Annotated in this window: 22 protein-coding genes; 8 read left to right on the top strand and 14 right to left on the bottom strand. The window is 45.1% G+C overall.

Translation table 11 applies throughout. The features are described 5' to 3' along the window. Positions 1-448 precede the first annotated feature (448 nt). The 5 genes from queC to AC1MBV_RS10705 all read right to left on the bottom strand — a co-directional run bounded on the left by queC (position 449) and on the right by AC1MBV_RS10705 (position 3,810). The gene (gene queC, locus AC1MBV_RS10725) at positions 449-1,138 is read right to left on the bottom strand and encodes a 7-cyano-7-deazaguanine synthase QueC (protein ID WP_480948229.1); all 690 of its coding nucleotides are present in this window, start codon (positions 1,136-1,138) and stop codon (positions 449-451) included. Between the two features lie 30 nt (positions 1,139-1,168). Further along, entirely contained in the window at positions 1,169-1,657 is a 489-nt protein-coding gene (gene queF, locus AC1MBV_RS10720; protein ID WP_480948228.1) for a preQ(1) synthase, read from the bottom strand. A gap of 12 nt (positions 1,658-1,669) precedes the next feature. Next, positions 1,670-2,341, bottom strand: a complete 672-nt coding sequence (locus AC1MBV_RS10715; protein ID WP_255748747.1) for a queuosine precursor transporter — start codon at positions 2,339-2,341, stop codon at positions 1,670-1,672. Positions 2,342-2,480: 139 nt separating this feature from the next. After that, a complete protein-coding gene (locus AC1MBV_RS10710) occupies positions 2,481-3,107 on the bottom strand; it encodes an NUDIX hydrolase (RefSeq protein ID WP_255748746.1) in 627 nt (208 codons plus the stop codon). Then, positions 3,100-3,810, bottom strand: a complete 711-nt coding sequence (locus AC1MBV_RS10705; RefSeq protein WP_480948227.1) for an HD domain-containing protein — start codon at positions 3,808-3,810, stop codon at positions 3,100-3,102. The genes AC1MBV_RS10710 and AC1MBV_RS10705 overlap by 8 nt, the downstream gene beginning before the upstream one ends. A 245-nt stretch (positions 3,811-4,055) precedes the next feature. Between AC1MBV_RS10705 and AC1MBV_RS10700 the strand changes: the two genes are divergently transcribed. After that, on the top strand, positions 4,056-4,886 hold the full coding sequence (locus tag AC1MBV_RS10700) for a lipoate--protein ligase family protein (protein ID WP_255748744.1): 831 nt from the start codon (positions 4,056-4,058) through the stop codon (positions 4,884-4,886). 120 nt (positions 4,887-5,006) lie between these two features. Beyond that, on the top strand, positions 5,007-5,585 hold the full coding sequence (locus AC1MBV_RS10695) for a L,D-transpeptidase (protein ID WP_370646103.1): 579 nt from the start codon (positions 5,007-5,009) through the stop codon (positions 5,583-5,585). A gap of 67 nt (positions 5,586-5,652) precedes the next feature. On the opposite strand, the gene AC1MBV_RS10690 is transcribed toward AC1MBV_RS10695, so the two are convergent. The 8 genes from AC1MBV_RS10690 to AC1MBV_RS10655 form a co-directional block, all read right to left on the bottom strand. Further along, positions 5,653-5,904 carry a hypothetical protein gene (locus tag AC1MBV_RS10690; protein WP_255748742.1) on the bottom strand — a complete coding sequence of 84 codons (252 nt, stop codon included), beginning with the start codon at positions 5,902-5,904 and terminating at the stop codon, positions 5,653-5,655. Positions 5,905-6,471: 567 nt separating this feature from the next. Beyond that, positions 6,472-7,848: a group II intron reverse transcriptase/maturase gene (gene ltrA, locus AC1MBV_RS10685; protein ID WP_480947509.1), complete on the bottom strand. Its 1,377-nt coding sequence runs from the start codon at positions 7,846-7,848 to the stop codon at positions 6,472-6,474. 523 nt (positions 7,849-8,371) lie between these two features. Further along, on the bottom strand, positions 8,372-9,331 hold the full coding sequence (locus AC1MBV_RS10680; RefSeq protein WP_480948226.1) for an ABC transporter permease: 960 nt from the start codon (positions 9,329-9,331) through the stop codon (positions 8,372-8,374). Next, positions 9,324-10,262 carry an ABC transporter ATP-binding protein gene (locus AC1MBV_RS10675; RefSeq protein WP_255747715.1) on the bottom strand — a complete coding sequence of 313 codons (939 nt, stop codon included), beginning with the start codon at positions 10,260-10,262 and terminating at the stop codon, positions 9,324-9,326. The genes AC1MBV_RS10680 and AC1MBV_RS10675 overlap by 8 nt, the downstream gene beginning before the upstream one ends. Then, positions 10,252-10,944, bottom strand: coding sequence for an ABC transporter ATP-binding protein (locus tag AC1MBV_RS10670; RefSeq protein ID WP_255747716.1), 693 nt, complete (start codon positions 10,942-10,944; stop codon positions 10,252-10,254). The genes AC1MBV_RS10675 and AC1MBV_RS10670 overlap by 11 nt, the downstream gene beginning before the upstream one ends. After that, complete coding sequence (locus tag AC1MBV_RS10665) at positions 10,941-11,318, bottom strand: GntR family transcriptional regulator (protein WP_255747717.1); 378 nt, start codon at positions 11,316-11,318, stop codon at positions 10,941-10,943. Before AC1MBV_RS10665 ends, AC1MBV_RS10670 begins: the two co-directional genes overlap by 4 nt. 43 nt (positions 11,319-11,361) lie before the next feature. Next, positions 11,362-12,171: a hypothetical protein gene (locus AC1MBV_RS10660; protein WP_255747718.1), complete on the bottom strand. Its 810-nt coding sequence runs from the start codon at positions 12,169-12,171 to the stop codon at positions 11,362-11,364. Between the two features lie 84 nt (positions 12,172-12,255). Next, positions 12,256-13,215, bottom strand: coding sequence for a CPBP family intramembrane glutamic endopeptidase (locus AC1MBV_RS10655; protein WP_255747720.1), 960 nt, complete (start codon positions 13,213-13,215; stop codon positions 12,256-12,258). A 139-nt stretch (positions 13,216-13,354) separates the two neighbouring features. Between AC1MBV_RS10655 and AC1MBV_RS10650 the strand changes: the two genes are divergently transcribed. The 6 genes from AC1MBV_RS10650 (at position 13,355) to AC1MBV_RS10625 (ending at position 21,017) form a co-directional block, all read left to right on the top strand. Next, the gene (locus AC1MBV_RS10650) at positions 13,355-13,849 is read left to right on the top strand and encodes a hypothetical protein (RefSeq protein WP_370645974.1); all 495 of its coding nucleotides are present in this window, start codon (positions 13,355-13,357) and stop codon (positions 13,847-13,849) included. Between the two features lie 933 nt (positions 13,850-14,782). Continuing rightward, entirely contained in the window at positions 14,783-16,252 is a 1,470-nt protein-coding gene (locus AC1MBV_RS10645; RefSeq protein ID WP_480948225.1) for an FTR1 family iron permease, read from the top strand. A gap of 8 nt (positions 16,253-16,260) precedes the next feature. After that, entirely contained in the window at positions 16,261-17,418 is a 1,158-nt protein-coding gene (gene efeO / locus AC1MBV_RS10640) for an iron uptake system protein EfeO (RefSeq protein ID WP_480948224.1), read from the top strand. A 22-nt stretch (positions 17,419-17,440) separates the two neighbouring features. Next, positions 17,441-18,682: an iron uptake transporter deferrochelatase/peroxidase subunit gene (efeB, locus tag AC1MBV_RS10635; RefSeq protein WP_480948223.1), complete on the top strand. Its 1,242-nt coding sequence runs from the start codon at positions 17,441-17,443 to the stop codon at positions 18,680-18,682. Between the two features lie 315 nt (positions 18,683-18,997). Continuing rightward, the gene (locus AC1MBV_RS10630) at positions 18,998-19,918 is read left to right on the top strand and encodes a DMT family transporter (protein ID WP_480948222.1); all 921 of its coding nucleotides are present in this window, start codon (positions 18,998-19,000) and stop codon (positions 19,916-19,918) included. A gap of 214 nt (positions 19,919-20,132) precedes the next feature. Then, on the top strand, positions 20,133-21,017 hold the full coding sequence (locus AC1MBV_RS10625; RefSeq protein WP_255747726.1) for an aminoglycoside 6-adenylyltransferase: 885 nt from the start codon (positions 20,133-20,135) through the stop codon (positions 21,015-21,017). A gap of 206 nt (positions 21,018-21,223) precedes the next feature. Here AC1MBV_RS10625 and pta read toward each other — a convergent pair whose 3' ends face one another. Continuing rightward, positions 21,224-22,216: a phosphate acetyltransferase gene (gene pta, locus AC1MBV_RS10620; RefSeq protein ID WP_255747727.1), complete on the bottom strand. Its 993-nt coding sequence runs from the start codon at positions 22,214-22,216 to the stop codon at positions 21,224-21,226. Positions 22,217-22,320: the final 104 nt, after the last annotated feature.

Below are 22,320 nucleotides of genomic sequence, written 5' to 3'. Positions count from 1 at the left end.
TTTGTGATACGATTCTGCGTCACGTATCCAAATGAAGGGTTCTTTGAAGAAGAGAATGGTGCTCATACGACTTATTAGACTTTAATAAAATTTGGCGAGAGGAAATAAGCGGAGATATTCCGGTTATTTGCATCATCGTGCGTGTTCCGCCGGAAAATAAGGGTAATTTTTCCGCTTATGCAAAGCAAAACCCTCCATTTTCACGTTTTTCGATTCGATAAGAGGAATTTCTCCATCTATTTAAGGTCTTTTTCCGTTCGTTTTCTAAATAAGGGTAATTTTTCCGTCTATTTATCGGATTTGACGCTTAACTTGATCGCCCAAACCGATAAGTCCGGATTGGAAAGCAGCTTCTTATGACCCTATCATCGTGCGAACAGGTCAAAGCGCTAAACTTTACCTTGTAAAAAAAGAGCAGAATCCGCTTCTGCTCTCCACCATTTCTATGTTATTTCATCCAGTCAATTGCAATTTGATAAGGAATCGGATCAATCAATCCTGCTTCTTTAAAACCTTTGATCCGCAACCGGCAGCTGTCACATGTCCCGCATGCTTCCTCCCCGCCATTGTAGCAGGAGGTCGTCAGTTGGTACGGTGCACCGAGATCCATTCCTAAACGGACGGTTTCTGCTTTTGTCAGGTGCATCAATGGTGTTTTGATCGTCAAATGATGCGCACTGACACCTGTTTTTGTCGCCAGATTAATCGTCTGATTCATACTTTGAATAAATTCAGGCCGGCAATCCGGATATCCGCTGTAGTCAACCGAGGAGACACCGGTGAAAATTGTTTCCGCACCGATGACCTCGGCATAAGCCGTCGCAAGTGATAAGAAAATCATATTTCGTGCAGGGACATAGGTCACCGGTATCCCCTTCTCCGTTCCTTCTTCAGGAACATCAATCGAGACATCGGTCAAAGCACTACCGCCAAGCTGTTTGAAAAAGTCGAGATCGACAATACGATGTTCCCCAACCTCGTAGAACGCAGCAATTTTCTTCGCCTGCTCAACTTCGCGCTGATGGCGCTGACCATAGCGGAATGTGATCGGGCAGAGAACATAGCCCTCGCTTTTGGCAATGCTCATACAGGTTGTGCTGTCGAGCCCGCCACTGAGTACAATAACTGCTTTTTTCACAACTGATTGCTCCTTCATATTAAGCTGTCCTTAGCGATTATCAATGTGTTCCGGATATAAATCATGCTTGCTCAGCCGGTCAAAAGCAACCTGCTCCCAGCGTGTGCCTTTTTTACCGTAATTGACATACGGATCAATGCTGATGCCGCCGCGAGGCAGAAACTTCCCCCAAACTTCTAAGTACTTCGGGTCCATAAGCTGAATTAGATCATTTGCGATGTTATTGACACAGTCCTCATGAAAATCGCCATGATTACGAAAGCTGAATAAATAGAGTTTAAGTGATTTGCTCTCAACCATGCGTTCCGCAGGGACATAGCTGATATGCAGCGTTGCGAAATCCGGTTGATGGGTGATTGGGCAAAGACTCGTAAACTCCGGAAAGTTAAATTTAACAAAATAGTCACGCTCCGGGTGCTGATTTTGAAACGTCTCCAGCAGGTTCGGATCATAATCAAACGTGTAGGTAGTCCCTTTATTCCCAAGCAGGGTTAATCCTTCATTTTTTCGATCGCTCATCACAAACACCTCTTAGTCCTGATTTAGTATTGTGTTCACTCGAACGTTCTTCTGCATGCGAATCCAGTGCACGATCAAATAGATCACCGGCACTCCGATGACCGCATAGGAAAATTTAAGTACATATTCAGTGCCAATTGTTGTCAAGATGGCACTTACCGGCAGAATGCCTGCAAATCCGACAAACATGAATACTGTCGAATCAGCAAGCTGGCTGATTGCTGTACTTGCCAGACTGCGCAGCCAGAGCATCTTTCCCTTCGTCCGTTTCTTTAGTCCGACGAATAAAGCGATATCAAGTGTTTGGGATAGGCTGTACCCGCAAAGAGAGGCGGCAACGATACGCGGCATCGCGCCGAGTGTTCCGGCAAAAGCCTCCTGCCCCTTCCAAAAAGGCGCCGCAGGTAAATGAATCGCTGCCTGAAGAAGCAGGGTAAACAGAACATTTGCGAGCAAACCGATCCATACGATCTTCTGGGCGACCGGTTTGCCCCAGCATTCGGTAATACTGTCCAGTACAAGAAAAGTGAGTGGATAAATGATGATGCCCGACGTCATGGAGTAACCGCCGATGGAGAAAAGCTTTGACGCAACTAAATTTGCGGCAATGAGGCAGGTCATAAAGACCATTGATAAGAAAACGAGTTTGAAAGGAATGTTCACTTTCAATTGCTGTTGATTCATTTTGATCACTCCCGTAGTTTTTTTGGTACGGCAGAGGAGGGTTTCGAACTCTGCCAAGTTTGCAACTTCTTGATTATAGATTTGCTTTGCCGGATTGACAAGAAGATAAAGTATCTTTTTTGCGAGTTTCGGACTCGTTTCACTGAAAAAGCGGAAGCTGACTCAGCTTATTTATCAAGCTATTGTAATAGTTTGAACTGTGAGGCACGCACTGCTCCCGATCTATGATTTGTTCCCGCCAAATGCGTGCTCCATTCGACTCGTCAAAACCTGCTAGATTCAATTCTTGTATTGTGCCTTGGACAAATGCTGCAAAATCCGGATAAGCGGCTTTATACATTCCGGCAACCTCTTCCTTTTGAAGCTTGAATGCACTCATTTTATAGTAATTGGCACATAGAAAGACATGACACCGTTCGCGATCAATAAAATCACCTCGCACAATTTCATCTCGAATCACGCCGAGCGGCATCAGTGCTTCCATTTGAACCGGCACACCGAGTTCTTCATGAATCTCGCGAATGGCATCCGAAACTGTTTCATCCGCCTTGATATGCCCGGCTGCTGTGATGTCGTATAAGTCGGGAAAATCCTTTTTCTCATGGCAACGCTGCTGCAAGTAAATCATGCTGCCCGAGTCACTTTTTTCCACAAACCAGCAATGAAAGGTCTCATGCCAATAACCTTTTCTATGGGCTTCATCACGCGATTTTATTCCAATCGGTGTTCCCTGTTCATCGAAAATCCGAATCTGCTCCTCATTCATCTGCTCTTCCTCCGTTATCAAACAGTGTGTTAAGTATTTGTGCGTGCTTTGCATTTGTTTCATGAGACTCTTCAAAAAAACGATTCAGAAATTGGATCATAAAAAGATGGCGCTGCTCTGCAAGTTTTTTCCCGGTTTCTGTGTTCATACGATCCCGCAGGAGCAGCAGTTTTTCATAAAAGTGATTAACCGTTGTCGACTGCTGCGCCTTATAGTGTTCCGCCGTTTGGTGCAAGACCGGCAGAATAGTCGGATTGAACATTTCTCTCTTTTTATAACCGCCATAGGCAAAGGCACGAGCGATGCCGACTGCTCCAATCGCATCAAGCCGATCAGCATCTTGTACAATTTTACCCTCCATGCTCGACATCGGCGTCCGCACACCGGCACCCTTGAATGAAAGCTCACGAATGATGGTGCATACTGCTTCAATGACGGAGGCGTCAGCATTTTGTGAATGAAGCCACTCTGCTGCTGCGAGCGGTCCCGCCCCATCATCACCGCCATTGAACTTCCAATCCGCAATATCATGAAGTAAAGCAGCAAGTGCGACGACATCCGCTCTAATGTTCTTCACAGCTTCACTTTCCATAATTTGTATACTCGTCTCGTAAAAGCGATGTATATGCCACCAGTCATGACCGCTGCCCTCACCAGACAATTTTTCTTGTATATAATTTGCCGTACGTGTTACAAGATCCATTTCATCCATCCTTTTCACCGTCCGCTATTTTTTAATTATACCTTGTCAATTGAAACAAGAAAGGTGCCACCAGATACATGGAAACACTATTTTTATCATCGTTAATTAAAGTTTTCATGAACCTTATCCGGAAACCTGATTAAAGTCAATGCACATGCAACTCGCACAGCATTTCTTAATCAGCAGTTTCCTCAATGCCTGCTATAATAGACGTAGATATTGCAGTTTCGAAGGAGGTTTTCCTTGTGTCGCTACTTGACCAGCCACTTTGGCGTGTGATTGATCAATCAACGCTTGGCAGCGGATTCGACGGCAGGCAGTCATTCGCTATTGATGATGCAATCTGCGAAGCAGTGGGTTCAGGCGAGTCACCGTGTACCGCCAGACTGTGGGTACATCATCAAACGGTGATGCTTGGCATTCAGGACACGAAACTCCCGCACATCCAGGACGGATTGACAGTTCTGCGCGATTATGGATTTACCTATATCGTGCGTAATTCCGGCGGTCTCGCTGTCGTTCTTGATGAAGGAGTCCTTAATCTTTCTCTGATCTTTTCTGAAAAGGAACACTCACTTTCTATAGATGACGCATTTCAAGCGATGGTTGATTTCATCCGAAAAATGTTGTCGCCACTCGGCATTTCTTTCGAAAGCGGTGAGATCACCCGATCCTATTGCCCCGGAAGATATGATCTCAGCGTTCGCGGCAAAAAATTTGCAGGCATTTCGCAGCGTCGTGTCAAACAAGGCGTCGCTGTGCAAATCTATCTCTGCGTCTCCGGCAGCGGATCTGCTCGTGCACGCATCATTCGCAACTTTTACCTGCATGGATTGAAAAAGGCAACAACACGTTTTGCTTATCCGGACATCGATCCGGACGTGATGGCCTCCCTTGAAGAAATAACAGGGAAGTCATGCACCACACCGGAGATTGCAGGTGCCTGCCTCCGAACCTTGCAATCGATTGCGCCGATTCGCTCATCTGCTTCACTTTCAGATGAAGAAATTCGCTATTTTGGGCAATACTATGATCGCATGATTCGCAGAAACGAAAAAATCCTTGGTGCAAATTGAATGAATTGCCCCACCTAGGGCAACACCCTTCGAAAAATATTACTGGCAGAACAACATGATTGAAGAAGAAAGAGGGTAACGATGAACGTGTTGATTAAGGGATGTGGCATCATTGCTGCTCTGTTTCTGTCCTTGACGTTAACTTCCTATATGCCCTCTTTTCAGGCAAACAGTGCTTCGGGTCATACAGATAAAGTTAATGTCGGCCGTTCAGAGCAAGAAAATGGCCAAACATCCAAGCAAGAAGCGATCCCAGTCAATTGGGACAAGCCCTCAGGCGGAAGTTATCCCGTTCTGACACAAAATGAACCCGTTTGGATTGATGTTTCGATAAAAAATCAAAGAGTGTATATAAAGAAAGGTTCGCAAACCTTGTACACGATGATTGCTTCAACGGGAAAAGACACCGAACCGGATATGACGACTCCGACGGGCACTTACTACATTCAGGCTGAGCGCGGCAAATGGTTCTATTCACCAAAGTACAAAGAAGGCGCGAAGTATTGGGTCTCATGGAAAAACCATGGTGAATTCTTGTTCCACAGTGTGCCGATGGATGAAAACAAGCGTATACTGACAGCGGATGCACAGAGATTGGGCGAGAAAGATTCGCACGGATGCATTCATCTGACTGTCCCCGACGCAAAATGGATTTATGAGCATATCCCATACAATACAAAAGTTGTTATTCACAGTTGAATCTAAAAATAAGCAGCCGATGCTCCAATCAGAGCCGGCTGCTTATTTTTTACTTTTTACGAACGGTTCAGGCCATTGAAAATGAGTTTCTCAATTGACTGACTCTGCTGCCTTCCACAACAACCAGACATTCTTCGCCAAGAGACAAATTCTCGATCAAAACTGTTAGCCAATCCGACATCTTGTGTATTTGCTTGACTTGGTTTTTTCCATAAATGTATACATCTTGACCTAACTTTTCACAGTGTTTGTAAAACCGAATCATTTGCTTAACGCGAAATGCGGCAGCATAGACTTTAAAAGAAAAGATATTCTTCATGATTCGTTCTCCTCCTTGAATCTTTCGCAAGCCTTTTCTTTAGCATACTTAAAGCTTACATTCTCATTATGAATATTTTATTAACGAAAGGGGGAGCATGAGAGAATTTCACCACTCATGAAAATTTTCCCATAAGAAAAACCGGGCAAAAAACGCCCGGTCCTTAATCTCCAGCCATGTGTGATTGGTTTGTGTCTTTACAGTGTTGAATCATCGCTTCGGTTGCTCGCTTGCCGCGGGCGCACCGCGAGCCTCCTCAGACAAGCAGAAATCTGCGGGGTCTCGCTGGCACGCGATCAACAGAGCCGCACCCGCAGGCGTCTCGCACCTCCGCTTTGATTCTCGGTCAAGACACTGGTTTATTCGTTTAAATATGGGGTAAAATCTTATACTTTCTTTACTTGTTAGAAAACTTGGCTTCGCCTAGCCTCTGACGAAGGCGAAGACTTAGTTGCACTTATACTATTTTCCTTAAAATCAGTCGAGTAGGACAGCGATTCACATCTTCTGTCCCCTCACGGAACCGTGCGTGCGCTATTTACGCACACGGCTCTTCTTGTTCATGGTTCACAGAATGTAGCTCAGCTCCGACCGAAGTTGATAAATATTGACCTTGATTCGCGGTTGCGGCAGAGGGAAGCGTTTGAGAAATTGATTAAATTTTTCCCATGTGAACGATCGTTTCTGGCTCCTTCTGTTTAACCATTTATACAACAACCGAATCACCTGCAATCGAAAAGCGCTCACGCTTAGACTGTTATCGGTGATACAATAGTAGTTGTAATAGCCGGTCAATGACCTCTTGAGCCGATCCATGATGAAGTCAATCTCTTGGGTCCGATGGCCTTTCAGCCACTGCGAATAGGCTTTGAGTTTGGCACCCACTTTCTTTCGGCTGCTTTTCCTCTTGACTCGAAAATGTCCGCTTTTACTTTGCCCACAATAGTGGGTGAATCCCAGGAAGTCAAAAGTCTTTGGCTTCCTGTTTCCATTTCTCTTGGCATTTTCCTGAGCGAATCGTCCGAAAGGGATGATCCTCGCTTTCTCCTCCGCAAGCGCCAAGTTAAATTTTTCTAGGCGCCGCTTCAGATCGCAATAGAATCGTTGGGCTTCCTGTTTATACTGAAAACAACAGACAAAGTCATCGGCATAGCGCACCAGATAAGCCTGTCCCTGGCACTGTTTCTTCACCGCTTTCGTAAACCATAGGTCAATCACATAGTGCAGATAGACGTTAGCTAGGATCGGCGAGATCAGTCCGCCTTGCGGCGTCCCTTGTTCGCTTGCGTGCCAAGTTTCCTTCTCCATGTAACCCGCTTTTAGAAAACGGGCAATGAGCCTCAGAAAGCTTGGATCCTTGATCCGTAGCTTGAGAAAACGCATCATCCATTGATGGTCGACATGATCGAAAAAGCCCCTGATGTCCACATCAACAATGTAGTTCGTGTACTTCTTTTCAATGAAGACATTCAGGACTTTAAGTGCATCATGGCAGTTCCTATTTGGGCGGAAACCGAAGGAACAGTTAAGAAAGTCTTGCTCATAGATGGCATTAAGGATCTTCGCCAGACCCCGCTGAACAATTTTATCCTCATAGGCAGGGATGCCCAGTGGGCGTTTCTTCTTTGTTCCCGGTTTATCAATATATGTCCGCCGGACAGGGAGCGGCCGATAGCTTTTCTGCTTCAGGCGCTTATCCAGATCGGCAAGGTGTTCATCAAGATGTTCTTGATAGCTTGCCTTCGTCATCTGATCGATGCCCGCTGCTTTGTTTCCCTGCAGTTCCCGGTGACAGACCCTCAATTCCTCTACGCTCAATAAATGAGCCAGAGAGGTGAAGGCCATCTTCGGATTTTCCTTCGCTAGCTCTGCTATTCTTACCTGTTTTGTAGTCATCTCTACTGTCACCTCTGTGTGTGCCGATGTGTCCCAGATAAGATTCATAAACAAGGGAAAACACCTTCCCTCAACCGGCATTACCCGATATCATGGGTACTATGTGCTTCCTCCGACTTCCCAGCAGACATTTAACGTCCTTACATTTGATTGCTTGGTTCGCTATACTTTCTTTCGAAAGACCCGCTGGGATCTCCCGAGTTGCCGTACCTTATTGATGCTCAGCGTGCCATGGTCTCTGACCCCGGGGAACCCCCAGACCTCTTGCCTTAACGATGTCTGGCGTGTTGCCTTCTGGAAGTATAACGCCATCGGCATTCCCATTTCATAAGTTTTCGAGGCTCAATCCCTTCAACCACTTGGCTTACGGCCCACTGGCTCGCTGTCTACGCTTAAAAACCAAAGTTGCCTTTCGTTCTCCAAGACTCGCTACGGATGAGTGGCTAGCTCTTTTCCGACGGGCTTCCCACCCGCTATAAGGCACGACCTTGCTCGGTCGCTCTATACTTTCTTATAGTATAAGAAAAACCGGGCAAGAAGCGCCCGGTCCCCCTCCTGTAATTTATTACAATCATGCTTTAATATCGCGCCGCGTGTAGAAAGCCCAGCCGACGAGCACAAAAATGGCATAATAAACAGCAAGCACAGCAAGTGAAAAGCCCAGAGTCATTTCATCGTGCAACGGTGTTCCGGTTGTATATTGTGTCAAATCCGTATTGGCAAACAAAACATACTTCACCCAATCATACCGTTGCAGCAAACCCACAACCATCGAAGAGGCCATCATTGTAAAGATTGATAATCCGATCGCAAGGCCTCCGTTTCTGAATGCGGCAGCAATCATGCCGGCGAAGGTAACCATCATGAAGAGTGAGACACAATTCAGCAGGTAGTCCTTCCAGATGGCAAGCAACCAGCTGGACTGATGGACCGCTCCATTGTCATAAACCAGGTAAGCCTCGCCTGCACCGCCAAAGCCAAACAAGATACCTCCAAGCAGCCATGAGGCAATAAAAAGTGTGATCAGGCAAACCACCGTGAATAGCAGTGCGGAAATATATTTGGAAAGCAGAATCTGAGTACGGTATATGGGACGGATTAGAAGCAGTTTAATCGTCCCCGTATTAAATTCGCTAGCGATGGAAGTTGATACAATGATGATAGTGAAGATACTGATTACCATGATCATCAGACTACCGCCTGCACCTTGGACGAAGCTCCAAAGCGTTTCGCCTTGCTCCGGCTTCAAGTTATGATCAAGCCGGTATTCGTTCATGGCAATCGATTTCTTAAAGTAGTAGGTCATTTGATCATTGCCTTTTACGGATACTAATTGCTTGTTCAGTTCTTTATTTTCTTGAACCAATGTTTGTTTCCAGTGCGGATCATCTTTAGGCTGATCGCCGGAAAATTTGATAATCAAACCTGCAGCAAGGATCAGTCCCAACATAATGATGATCATGACTTTTGCAGAACTTCTGCGGTAAATTTTCATATTTTCATTTTGAAGCAATCCAAAAAAGTTACTCAACGCTCTTCCCCCCTGTTACTTCCAGGAATCTGTCTTCCAGTGATTTGGCGACGGTTCTAACACTGTAAATCTTGATTTTCGAGATGACTAAGGTGTCAATGACCACCGGGATTTTTTCATGGTCAACCGGAACCTCAATGGTTGTTTCATCGGGAGCTTCCGCATCGATTGCAAGTTTATCCTTTAAAATTTGTGCAGCAAGCCTGCTGTCATCGACTTGTATCCGTACTTTAGCGGCACCTTTTTCGATAAATTCACTGACTGTCTCAACGCCGATCAGCTTGCCCTTTTGCAGAATACCGATTCGATCACACATCAGCTGCATTTCCGCGAGCAAGTGACTCGATACGATAACCGCCACATTTTCCTCACGCGAAAGCTTATGCATATAGTTGCGCAAATCATGGATTCCTTGAGGATCAAGCCCGTTTGTCGGTTCATCTAAAATTAATACCGACGGGTGGTGCAGCAGTGCCTGGGCAACACCGAGCCGCTGGCGCATTCCAAGTGAATAGCGTTTTACCTTTTCGTGAATTCGATCCTGCAGTTCGACCAGTTTCACAACTTCCATAATCCGATCCTTGCTGATACCGGGAATCATGCGTGCATAATGCACCAGATTTTGATAACCCGTAAGGAACTTGTACATCTCCGGATTTTCCACAATCGCGCCGACCTGACGGATTGCTTTTTTAAAATCGCCTTTGATACTGTGTCCCTGTATGTAAATATTGCCTCGGGTCATCCGCATCAGGCCAACAATCATTCGAATGGTTGTTGTTTTCCCTGCTCCATTGGGCCCGAGAAATCCAAATACCTCGCCGCTGTAAATATCAAAACTCAAATCATCAATAATCGTCTTCCGGCCGATCCGCTTGCTGACATGCTCCAGCCGCACAGCCGGTTTGTTTACTTCGGCATTACTGCTCATACTTTTCCACCATCCAATCCACTAGGCTCAAATTTTCATTACAACGAATGTCTTCGACGCTTTTCTGCTCAAGGATCACTCCGTTCTTGATTAGAACAACAGTGTCAAGCAGCGGTTCAATTTCCTGCAATTCATGTGTCGTTAAAATTACGGTCTGCTTTTCCAAATCAATAAATGAAATCAAACCTTTAATGATTGAGCTTCGCACCATCGGATCCAGTCCGGAAAGTGGTTCGTCCATAAGAATGAACGGAACTTCACGGGCAAGCGTCACAACAATTTTTAACCGGCCGCGATTTCCTTTCGAAAGATGCTTGACCTTTTGATTGCGGTCAAGCTTCATAAAATCGAGCATTTCTTCAGCCTTCTCACGGTTAAAATCGCTGAAGGTCCGAGCATAGAAGTCGACGGTTTGAGCTACTGTAAAAAAAGAGTAATACGCGTCAAGCTCGGACAAATACGCGACCTTCCGGCAGATTCTGCGGTTTGAGACTTCACCGTCAACCAGAACTGTACCGTGCGTCGGCTGAAGAAGCCCCGCGATCAGTTTCAATGTTGTCGACTTACCGCTCCCATTTGATCCGATCAGACCGACAATATGTCCGGGTTCAATTTGAAGACTGATGCCGTCCAGTGCTTTTTTCGTTAAATAGCGCTTCACTACTCCTTCTAACTGAATCATTCTTTTTCCTCCTTTGTAACTAAATAATCCTTCAATCCAGCTAGCATTTCCTTGTCTGAATAACCCATTTCACGCATTTCAGAAACAAAAAGATTAATATGACTGATCTTTAATTCCTCACGCATTTTTTGAAGAATGGCCGGATCCTCGGTCACAAAAGTCCCCTGGCCTCTTTTTTTCTCTACGATTCCGCTTTCTTCTAATTCTCTATAAGTTCGCTGCACCGTATTTGGATTCACACTAGAATCAATAGCCGTATCGCGCACGGACGGCAAGCGCTCGCCCATTCCGATTTCTCCACGGATGATCTTATTTTTAATCCGCTCGCATAATTGCAGGTAGATGGGAACTGATGTATTGAATGATTGTGCCATGCTCGCTTGCCTCCTTAAAGTTGATCTCTATATTCCTGTTCACTTATGATGCTTCCAACTCGTGATCCGTAAGCCATGACGTAATGAGAAAAACAATCAGCGTAATCAGCAGATCGAAGACGATGCTTCCTAAATAAAGGGTATCTGAACCTAGTGAAAAGTCACTGAAAAGGCCCGATGTTCCGCCGTCCAATCCAGCCTTTTGAGGAAAAACGAAGCGAATTAAAGAAGCGTCTGGTATATGACCCCAGTTGGTGAGAAAATCGAAAATTCCTGATTGTGTCAGTTTGTTATCGACGTAACTATAGATGCCAATCCCAACAATCAGTACGAGCCATGACCACTTCCCAATCCGTGAACGCATCGTGCGCCGAGCCGTCCAAAGGAACAGGAAAGTCACACCGCCTCCGATTCCGCACCAAAGCAGAACCAATGCGGCCAGAACAGCCACGCGGAATAAAGAAAGCTGCGGCGGCAAATTTTTGCTTTGAGCAAGCGCGATGCTCGCCCATGTATAGCCGCCAACCACTGCCGTGGTCACAATAAAATAGACCAATGCCCCCGCCAACTTTGCCAGCAGCATCGACCATGCGGGCAGCGGATTCTGCATCCAGAGATGAAATGTCTTGCGCTCTTGTATCGCATTAAAGAGCAGATAGACCGGAACATAGAAAAGCAGACAAATGGTCAGCATCATGCCGATAATCATTGGAGCTGCGTTCGAATGATCACCGAAACGCATATTCAGAAAAATACCCAGTCCCATTAATAAGAGCTGCAGAATTAGAAAAATCATGAATGCCATCCAGCCCAGCCGTAATTCCTTTTTAAATAATGTAAACCAAATTGCCATAGCTCTTTCCCCCGTTTTTATATCTCTGTATTAGTTTAACAGTACACTAGATCAATAGTATTATCAAGCTCCGATGGTGTATATTTACAATTTTTCAATGCCGAGAATAGTCACCACAAAATTAGTAAGAAGCAGCAGGATCACTGGAATAGACGTAAAAAAGTATAGCCACAAACGTTTTTCCGGTTGCTTTTGACGTATGTCGCTTAACCATTTTTTTAAGTGATGCTTATTTTTATAAAGGAAGATACCGATTGTGCTCATTAAAACAGCAGACATAATTAAGTCAAAAACAGTTGACCACACGGCTGAAGGAAGTGCGCTGTACAATTCACTGAACAGATTATTAGCAATGTGAATCAGTACGGTCAACCAGATACCATAGGTTTTGGCTAAGTAGCCAAGGACGATTCCTACCGAGAAGGCCATAGGAATCTGGATGATATTCCCGTGCATCATACCGAATAACAGCGCAGAAATCGTAATCGCAAAAACAGAACCGAACCGCTCCAAGCTGCGCATCACCGCGCCTCTATAGATAAATTCTTCAAAGATCGGCCCGATCAAGCATGTATATATGAACATACTTGTTGTCCTGGAACCTTCCAAGATCTCTCTTGACGGTTCAGCCGTGTATCCGAAAAGATTGAGCATCCACTCCACAGGATACATCACCGGTGTAATCATGGTATTCACCCCAAGCACTGCGAACAGCCCAAGAACAAATACCTTCACCGTCATCTTTCGCTTCGTCGTTCTCAGATCATAAGTAAAGAATTTCTTGCTCCGATAAATCAATAATGGGATAAAGGCAATCAAAACTGCCACAATCATCGGCCATCCGCTCTCACTCAAAGGTGTTACTACCTGCGCTTCAAGCTGCTGTTCCGTTAAATGAGGATGAAGAAACATCGTTTGTACAATCAAAGCAATTAGATAAATACCAACAACACCCCACAGCGTTCCCGCCTGAAACAGAAGCGTAATCGCCAAGTGACGAAAGTATTTTTTCACTTTTTTTCGTTCTTCCTTGCGCGCGTTCATCTTGCATCCCCTCGATTCTCATTGTACTAGTAATATAGCACACTAGTTCAATTAGATCATCAAAGATTTGTTAAACCGTATTTACGCCATTATCTTTAAAGACCTGTGTATGCTATAATGAACCGACAAATTTGAATAAATGGAGTTGAAGAAATCTTTGCTACTTGATTACAATCAAAAATTATCGATTTTCGAATCGTTTCCTGAACTAGAGCGCAAATCTGTCTCACTGGGACGTGTGAATTTTCAATACCCGGGAAGTGCTGCAGATAAAAAAACCATCGTGTACCATTTGCATCCGAATGGCAACGGCTATGTATATGCAAAGGGCATTGAAGGCTACGAGGCTGATCCGAAAGGCATGGTCAACATTCGCGACTTCTCCGAAGAGGAGCTTCGCACACTGCTGAAAAAAGCAATCTTTGCCCTTTCTCCTGAAGGTGTTTATGAAAAAGAAACAGCAGACGGCAATGATCACGAACGATGGGTGACGCCAAGCGGACGCCAAGAGCTTGAAATCATTTATGACAACGAGCTTTGGAACGTCTATGCAGGCGACCAGCTCGATGGAACGTTCCGTACCTATAAAGAAGCAGTAGAATATTTAGTTGAAGAAGGATTTATTAAGAAATGAAGGAATCGCCGCATAGCTGCGGCGTTTTTTTTACATGAGTAAAGAAAAGCTTATGATTTTTGCAAAACAAAGGATTGGGAACCAAACACGAAGGATGTGGGACGCCCGCGGTAAGCGAGCATTCGCAGCAGATTCAAAATCCGGATAGGTTTAAGAAGCTTTCGCTAAATATGCATATGTCCTGTGAAAGTAAGGACCGGGCGTTTTTTGCCCGGTTTTTTCTTACTAGAAAAGAAAACACCGCTGGTACGACGATAAGCCTCATAAGCTGCTGATTCCCAATCTGCTCTTATCAGTTGGGCGATGAGGTAAGCGTCCAATCTGATAAATAGAAGGAGAAATTACCCTTATTTAGAAAATGAACGAAAAAATAGCTTAAATAGGCGGAAAAATTACCCTTATCGAATTGAAAAACATGAAAATGGAGGGTTTTGCTTTGCATAAGCGGAAAAATTACCCTTATTCACCGGCGAAACAAGCTCCATGGTGCAAATAAGCGGAAAATGTCCGCTTATTTTACTCGTTACCTAATGAAGGATCAGGATAATGAAACAGAAAAGTGATGAAGGAGCTTTCGCTAAATATGCATATGTCCTGTATGCAACGGGAAAGCCACCGCATCCTGCGGAAGTATGGACCGGGCGTTTTTTGCCCGGTTTTTTCTTATGAAATCAATAGTCGATGCAAGCACGCAACATTTGTGTGAATATGCCTCGATTTGCCTAACCGATCCTGCATCATCAATTGACACCTTCTGATTCTGATTTCCCACATGAATAGCCAGCCAATTAACATGCATATTATTAATCTATACTATTTGTCACAATATTGATCATTTTATTTAAATTTATATTGACAGTATGTCTCTGGGCTACTAAACTATACTTGTTTAATTGAAAATGATTATCATTACCGTTTTGGAGGTGCTTCACTATGAAATTCGGTCGGTGCATCGGAGCATTTATACTGATTTCCTTGATCGCGATGCTGTCGATGTATCCGCTACCAGCACATGCAGAAAAGGCAATTGATGTTTCTCCAGCGCTCAAGGATCTAAATCATGCAATCACTGCATTGCAGAACAATAAATCGGCAGAAGCAGATTTTTCATCCTTTAAAAAATGGTGGCAGAACAATAAAACTGCCGTTTCGAAGAGTTCTCTTGACGCCTCGATCCAATTAAGCCAGGATATAAGCTCTGCGTCGTTGGATCTGCTCAATGGTGATCGAACAGAAGCGATAAAAAGTGTCGGCGCACTTCGACAGACACTCCAAGACTATCAAAGCGGTTTGTACGGCGGAGCCGCCAAGTCGGGACATCACTCTCTGTCTTCTTACATAACCGAGCTTGGCAACGCGAAACAGTCGATGAGTCAGAAGGATTGGGTCACCGCCGCATCTCAGGTCAAGCAGCTTCAACAGGATTGGCTGTCCGTTGAAGGCGATGTTGTCAGCCAATCGCAAAGCATCTATACCGAATCTGAGAAAGATTTAGTTATGATGGATGCGTACCTCGCTGATTCAAAAACACGAACAAAAGCGCTGCCGCTGGTCGATGAAATGATCACAAGTTTGAAGCCGCTCGCATCAGCAAACTATGGAATGTGGGATGCTGCTCTGATTCCGATTCGCGAAGGTCTTGAGGCACTGCTGGTAATCGGTGCACTGCTGACCTTTGCGCGCAAAGCAAATTCAAAGCCGGCAAAGGTGTGGATCTGGAGCGGAACAAGCCTCGCTGTGATCGTATGTCTTGCGGTCGGCGCGCTCGTTTCCTTTCTGCTCTCAGTCGCTGCCTTTGGAAACAACAATTCATTGATCAACGGTTGGTCCGGAGTGGTCGCAAGTCTGATGCTGCTTTATGTAGGCTATTGGCTGCACCGGAATGCGGACATTAAACGCTGGAACGCGTTTATCAAATCCAAAACAAGTCAGGCGATCAGTAAGCGAAAAATGATTTCCTTCGCCGTGCTTGCATTTATCGCCGTACTTCGCGAAGGAATGGAGACGGTCATCTTCTTAATCGGAATGGCCGGACGCATGCCGTACACGCAATTGGCAACAGGTATTGCCGTCGGTTTCGGCGTACTCGTTGTCATCGGCTTTCTCATGCTGAAGCTTGGCGTTCTGCTGCCGCTCCGTCCGTTTTTCATGATTTCAAGTTTTGTCATCTTTTACTTATGCTTCAAATTTATGGGATCAGGTATTCACAGTCTTCAAATGGCAGGCGTCCTCCCCTCAACGGTTTCAGAGGCCCTGCCGTCAATCAACAGCCTGAGTATTTTCCCATCATGGTACAGCACAGTTCCGCAGGCTATATGCTTACTGCTCTTCATCTTCATCATACTTAAAGAACAGCAGACAGCGTTATCACATAAAACACAAACACATGCCAAGGAGGCTTAATAATCATTATGAAACATCAAAAGAAAATTGTCTTTCTACTATTAATGGCAATCTTGCTTCTTCCGGTCATCACTGCATGCAGCAGTTCGCAACAGTCAGGCAGTACGAAAACATCGCAGACAACAAGTGACCCGGTCAAGCAGGGCACGAACAAAATGAAACAACTGAACAGCAAGCTCCAGACCGCTTTGAAAAAGAACGATACAGATGAAATTAAAAAATATGGCAAGCAAATTAATACACAATGGCTTTCCTATGAAAATAACGTACGTGACCGATTCCCGCTTCAATACGCGAAAATCGAACGCTATCAACAGCCGATTTACGCACAATCCAATCTTGCTGATCCTGATGTTGCACAGATAAAGGAAAACAGCAGCGCGCTGACTGAGCAATTAAATGATCTGCTTACTGCCAAGGAAACCAAATCAAAACCATCGAAACAGATGGATCAAGCCGTGGATGATTATCTCAAATATGCCGATGAACAAATCGACATGCTTGTGAAAACAACTAAGCCTTTTGTGAAAGCTGTTAAAGACGGCGATATTGAAAAAGCAAAGAAGCTTTACGCTGAACCACGTATTTACTATGAACGTGCCGAACCGATTGCTGAAAGCTTCGGCGATTTGGATCCCGCAATTGACGCACGCGTTAATGATGTTGATGATCTCTCTAAATGGACCGGCTTCCACGAAATCGAACGCGCATTGTGGGAAAAGAACAGCCTCAAGGGTCAGGGCAAATATGCCGATAAATTAATGGCCGATGTTCTTGATCTGCAGAAAAAGTCAAAGACATTTAAATTAACCCCTAAAGCAATGGTTGCCGGGGCTATGGAACTGCTTGAAGAAGCCGCAACAAGCAAAATTACCGGTGAAGAAGAACGTTATTCTCACACCGATTTAGTCGACCTGCAAGCAAACGTTGACGGCTCCGAAGCCGTTTATCAAGCGGCCATTCCTGCCCTGAATCAGGGACATAAGGACCTGGCAAACCAAATCGATAAACAATTCCAGGCATTTGATAAGCAAATGCTGAAATACAAAAAGTCCGATACGGAATACGAAGATTACACAAAGCTCAGCAAAGAACAAATCCGAGAAATCAGCAACGAGCTCAGCAAACTCTCGAAGCTGATGGCTCAAACGGCGAAAATTTTCTAATTAAGAAAGAGGTCGATCCCGAATGGATAACGATGAACTTGGTACCCCGCAGCAAAAAAAGGGATACTCCAGGCGGGAAATGTTAAAAATGACGGCACTTGCCGGCGGCGGAATTGCCCTTGGTGCAAGCGGATTGGGCACGGCACTTGAACTGCTTGGTGGCAAAACAGCAGCGGAGCCTGCGAATCAATCCAAAGTTCCCTTTTTCGGAGCACATCAAGCTGGTGTTACAACCGTACATCAAAGCTACGGTTATCTTGCGGCATTCGACATTGATCCGTCGATTCATGACGTAGCGAAGATCATGGCACTCTTTATCTCCTGGACACAGCTTGCCGCAACGCTGACGCAGGGCAAGAGGGAAATCAACAGCAGCAACAAGGAACTGCCGCCGAACGATACGAATGAGGCGCGTGATCTTGGCGCCGCCAATCTGACCATCACCTTTGGTCTCGGTCACTCCTTTTTTATCAAAGGTGGAAAGGACCGCTTCGGATTGGCGAATCAAATGCCGAAGCAGCTGACAGAGATGCCGAAAATCGCTCACGAAACGCTCGATCCATCCATCTCAAATGGCGACATTTGCGTCCAGGTATGTGCCGACATCCAGCAAGTCGCTTTTCATGCTCTGCGCAATCTGATCAAGGAAGCACTTGGAACAGCGAATATCCGCTGGATGGAATCCGGTTTTCTGAATGGAGCAAAGGGAAAAACGCCGCGTAACCTATTTGGCTTTAAAGACGGCACGGCTAATGTAACCGATGCCGTCGATCAGGAAAAAGTCATCTGGGCCGGCAATGATGAACCAAAATGGATGCGTGGCGGTACCTATCTCGGCTATCGTAAGATCAAGATGATTATCGAGACTTGGGATCGTGACTCATACAGCGATCAGGAAAATGTTTTTGGTCGAAAAAAAGATTCCGGCGCAGCCTTCGGACGAACTCATGAGAAAGAACCGGTGATTATGAGCAAGCAGCCGGTAAATTCACATGTTCGGCTGGCACATGGAACCGGCAAACAGATTTTTCGACGCGCTTATTCTTATACAAACGGTATCCAGCCGACAACAGGAAATCTTGATGCGGGCTTGCTGTTTATCGCTTTTCAAAACAAACCGCAAGACAGCTTTATCCCGATGCTCCGTGTACTCGGGAAAAGCGACGCACTCAACGAATACACCGATCATGTCGCAACCGGCCTTTTCGCTATTCCAGCCGGTATTAAGAAAAACGAATATTTCGCTCAGCATTTATTTGAATAACATCTGTATGATGGCCATCGCGCAGAAATTTGACGCGATGGCTTTTAATCTATTCGTACATGACCTACATGTAGTCCTAATCAATTTATACTTTTATATGATTAATCAATCTATAGATTTTCACACAGTTCGTTTATAATAGTCTTAAAAGTCTGTCAAGGAGGATTCCGTCATGCGCTATTATCTTGATCTTTTTGAAAATGATCAACCTGCCCTTCGCTCCTGAGCAAGGGTACCGGCGAATGATCTGCCTCTTACCCCTTCCTCGGGATACTTCACTTACAAAAAAATCCCATAAAAGAAGGGCTATAAACCATGAAATCATCAATGATCGGTGCTATTTATCTGGCGCTTGCGGCAGCAATTTGGGGCTGCATGTATGTAGTGAGTAAATATGTTTTACAGTTCGTCACTCCGCTTGCACTTGTATGGCTGCGCTACCTGCTTGGATCAATGCTTTTGTTTATCCTTCTGTGGATTCAGCAAAAGAAAACCGGCAAACGACTCCGTCTGAGCAAAGGGCAATGGTGGATGCTGATTTGGATCGGCTTTATCGGCTATTTTATCTCAATCGCCTGCCAATTTATCGGCACGAAGCTTTCCGATGCTCACACCGGTGCAATGATCACCTCAGCGACACCAGCCTTTGTCGTCGTGTTCGCACGTTTTGTATTGAAAGAAGCCTTTTCCATTCGGAAAATCATGTCGCTTGTCGTCGCGACCAGCGGCGTCATCCTGACCATCGGATTACCCGACAAGCTCGGTAATTACTTTTGGGGCTGCATCACTTTAGTCATCGCCGCGATCACCTGGGCGCTGCTTTCCGTATACGTCAAGAAGGCGGCTGAAGAACTATCATCGCTTGTGATTACGACCTACTCGATTTTCTTTGCACTGATTTTCACGACACCATTTATGATCCGAGATTGGTCAATGGGTACCATTCATTTTGCCAATGGACCGGTCATCGCAGGCATACTCTATCTTGGCATTGTGTCGACAGCCGGGGCATTTTTTCTTTGGAATAAAGGACTGACCATGATTGATGCCGGTGCCGGTTCACTCTTTCTGTTCTTCCAGCCGATTGTCGGCACTCTGCTTGGCTGGCTCATTCTCGGCGAAAAACTGTCAATCAATTTCGCCATTGGCAGCATCTTAATTCTCGGAGGAGTCGCGCTCGCCACTCTTGAACGAAAGACGAAGAGCGAACAGCCAAGAGTTGTAACGAAGTTATGAAATCTTGTAACGAATCAAGGAAAAGTTGTAACCAATCATCGAACTTGTAACAAAGTCATAAAAACTAGTAACGAACCTAGGAATAATGGTAACGATCACTTAGAAAATGGGGAATGACTTATGAAAATATGATTGAATCGGTTTTAGACTTGTGCGCGACCTCCTCCACCATTCCTGCTTTTACAGGATTAAAAATTAATGGAGGATAATAAAAATGAGAAATGAGCAAGAAATGAAGGCATTGATTTTAGATAAGGCAAAGGCAGATGAACGAATTCGCGCTGTGATTATGAACGGATCACGAACCAATCCTGATGCACCGCGCGATTGTTTTCAAGATTACGATATAGTCTATGTGGTCCGCGATGTTCCTTCATTTACGGCAAACCATCATTGGGTTGATCAATTCGGCAAGCGAATCATCATGCAAATGCCTGACCTGATGGATATTGGAAATGGACTCGGCGATATTGCTAAGGATAAATTCGCCTATTTAATGTTGTTTGATGACGGAAATCGGATTGATTTAACGCTGATGACCTTGGAAAGAGCAAAGGAATGGGTAAATGGAGACAGCCTGAGCATCATCCTGCTTGATAAAGATAGACAATTTGCATCTGTTCCTTCATCAGATGATCGGGATTATCGAATGATTCCACCGAGCGCAAAACAGTTCGTCGATTGCTGTAACGAATTCTGGTGGGTGTCGCCTTATGTGGCTAAAGGATTATGGCGCGGGGAAATACCGTATGCCAAGACCATGCTCGAACACTATGTCCGCGAGATGTTGCTCAAAATGCTCGGTTGGCACGCAGGTGTACGCACTAATTTTACAGTGAGTGCCGGAAAATGCGGTAAGTACTTGTCCCGCTATGTTGAAAAATCAGTATGGCAAAGCTATCTGCTCACCTATCCGGACGCTGAGCCCGAGCACATTTGGCAGTCGCTGTTTCAAATGGGCAATCTGTTTCGCATTTTGGCAAAGCAAGTTGCCGACCATTTCGGTTATATCTATGCAACTGCTGATGACCAACGTGTCTCCGCCTATTTGAAACACGTGCACGATTTGCCCTCAGATGCTAAACAGATTTATTATTAAGTAAACAGGTACACAAAAATCGGGAGAATATGTATGTCTTCCGATTTTTATTTTACAAATGTTCTTTTTGGAAAAATGTCCAGCTTCCAGATTTAGGATTTATTGATAGTCCTTTTGAAAATAAATTTCTGACAAGGTATAAAAAGAGCACGAACCGCAATAAGCATCGGCCGTGCTCCTTATTAGATTAAAATCAGATTGGATTATTACGCGTTCTGTGGCTGAGCAGCACTTAACGCTTGTTTTGCCGTAATCAGCGCCAGCTTGTAGACATCATCGGCAGAGCAGCCGCGCGACAAATCGTTCACCGGCTTGTTCAGGCCTTGCAGGATCGGTCCGATTGCTACATAGCCTCCGAGCCGCTGCACCATTTTGTACCCGATGTTCCCCGCATCAATATTTGGGAAAACAAATACGTTTGCCTTGCCGGCAATTGGTGACCCCGGTGCCTTTTTCGCAGCAACTTCCGGCACATAAGCAGCGTCAAATTGCAGTTCTCCGTCCACAAGTAATTCCGGCTCCCGTTCCTTAACAAGTTTTACTGCCTCTGTTACTTTATCGATCGACGGATCCTTCGCTGATCCCTTTGTCGAGAAACTAAGCATGGCTATTTTCGGATCAATGCCGAACATTTTTGCTGTCTCCGCAGATTCAACCGCAATCTCCGCCAAGGTTTCACTGTCCGGCGAGATATTAATACCGCAATCAGCGAAAACAAATTCTTTATCCCCTTTAACGAGAATAAAAGATCCCGAAATGCGTTTCTTTCCCGGCTGGGACTTGATAATCTGCAATGCAGGGCGCACGGTTTCCGCTGTTGAATGGGCCGCACCGCTGACCAACCCGTCCGCTTTGCCCATATAAACAAGCATTGTACCGTAATAGCATGGATCTTTTAACCAATCCGCTGCCTTTGCAGCATCGGTTTTTCCTTTTCTGCGCGCAACCAACGCTTCAATCATCGCCTGTAAATTCTCGTCCGTCTCAGGATGCATGAACACAACCTTTTTCTCATCAGCAAGCTCTTTTAAGGCATTGGAAGCATCCTCGACTTTTCCAATGAGAATCGGCACGATCAATTCTTCTTCCGCTAGGGTTTGTACCGCTTCGACAATCCGTTCATCTTCACTTTCAGGAAAAATTATGGATGGTTTGCCCTTCTTTATCTCAGGCTTCAATCGTTCAAATAAATCCGCCATTTGTCAATCCGCCCCCTCATTAAATTTGATCTATAATAAGTATAAACCAATTAGGCTTATCCTACATTGGGAAAGTTATTTTCATGCACTCCTTGCTTACTTTA

The organism is Sporolactobacillus sp. PKPK-6, from assembly GCF_056678885.1.
This window is presented reverse-complemented; position numbering and strand designations above follow the sequence as displayed.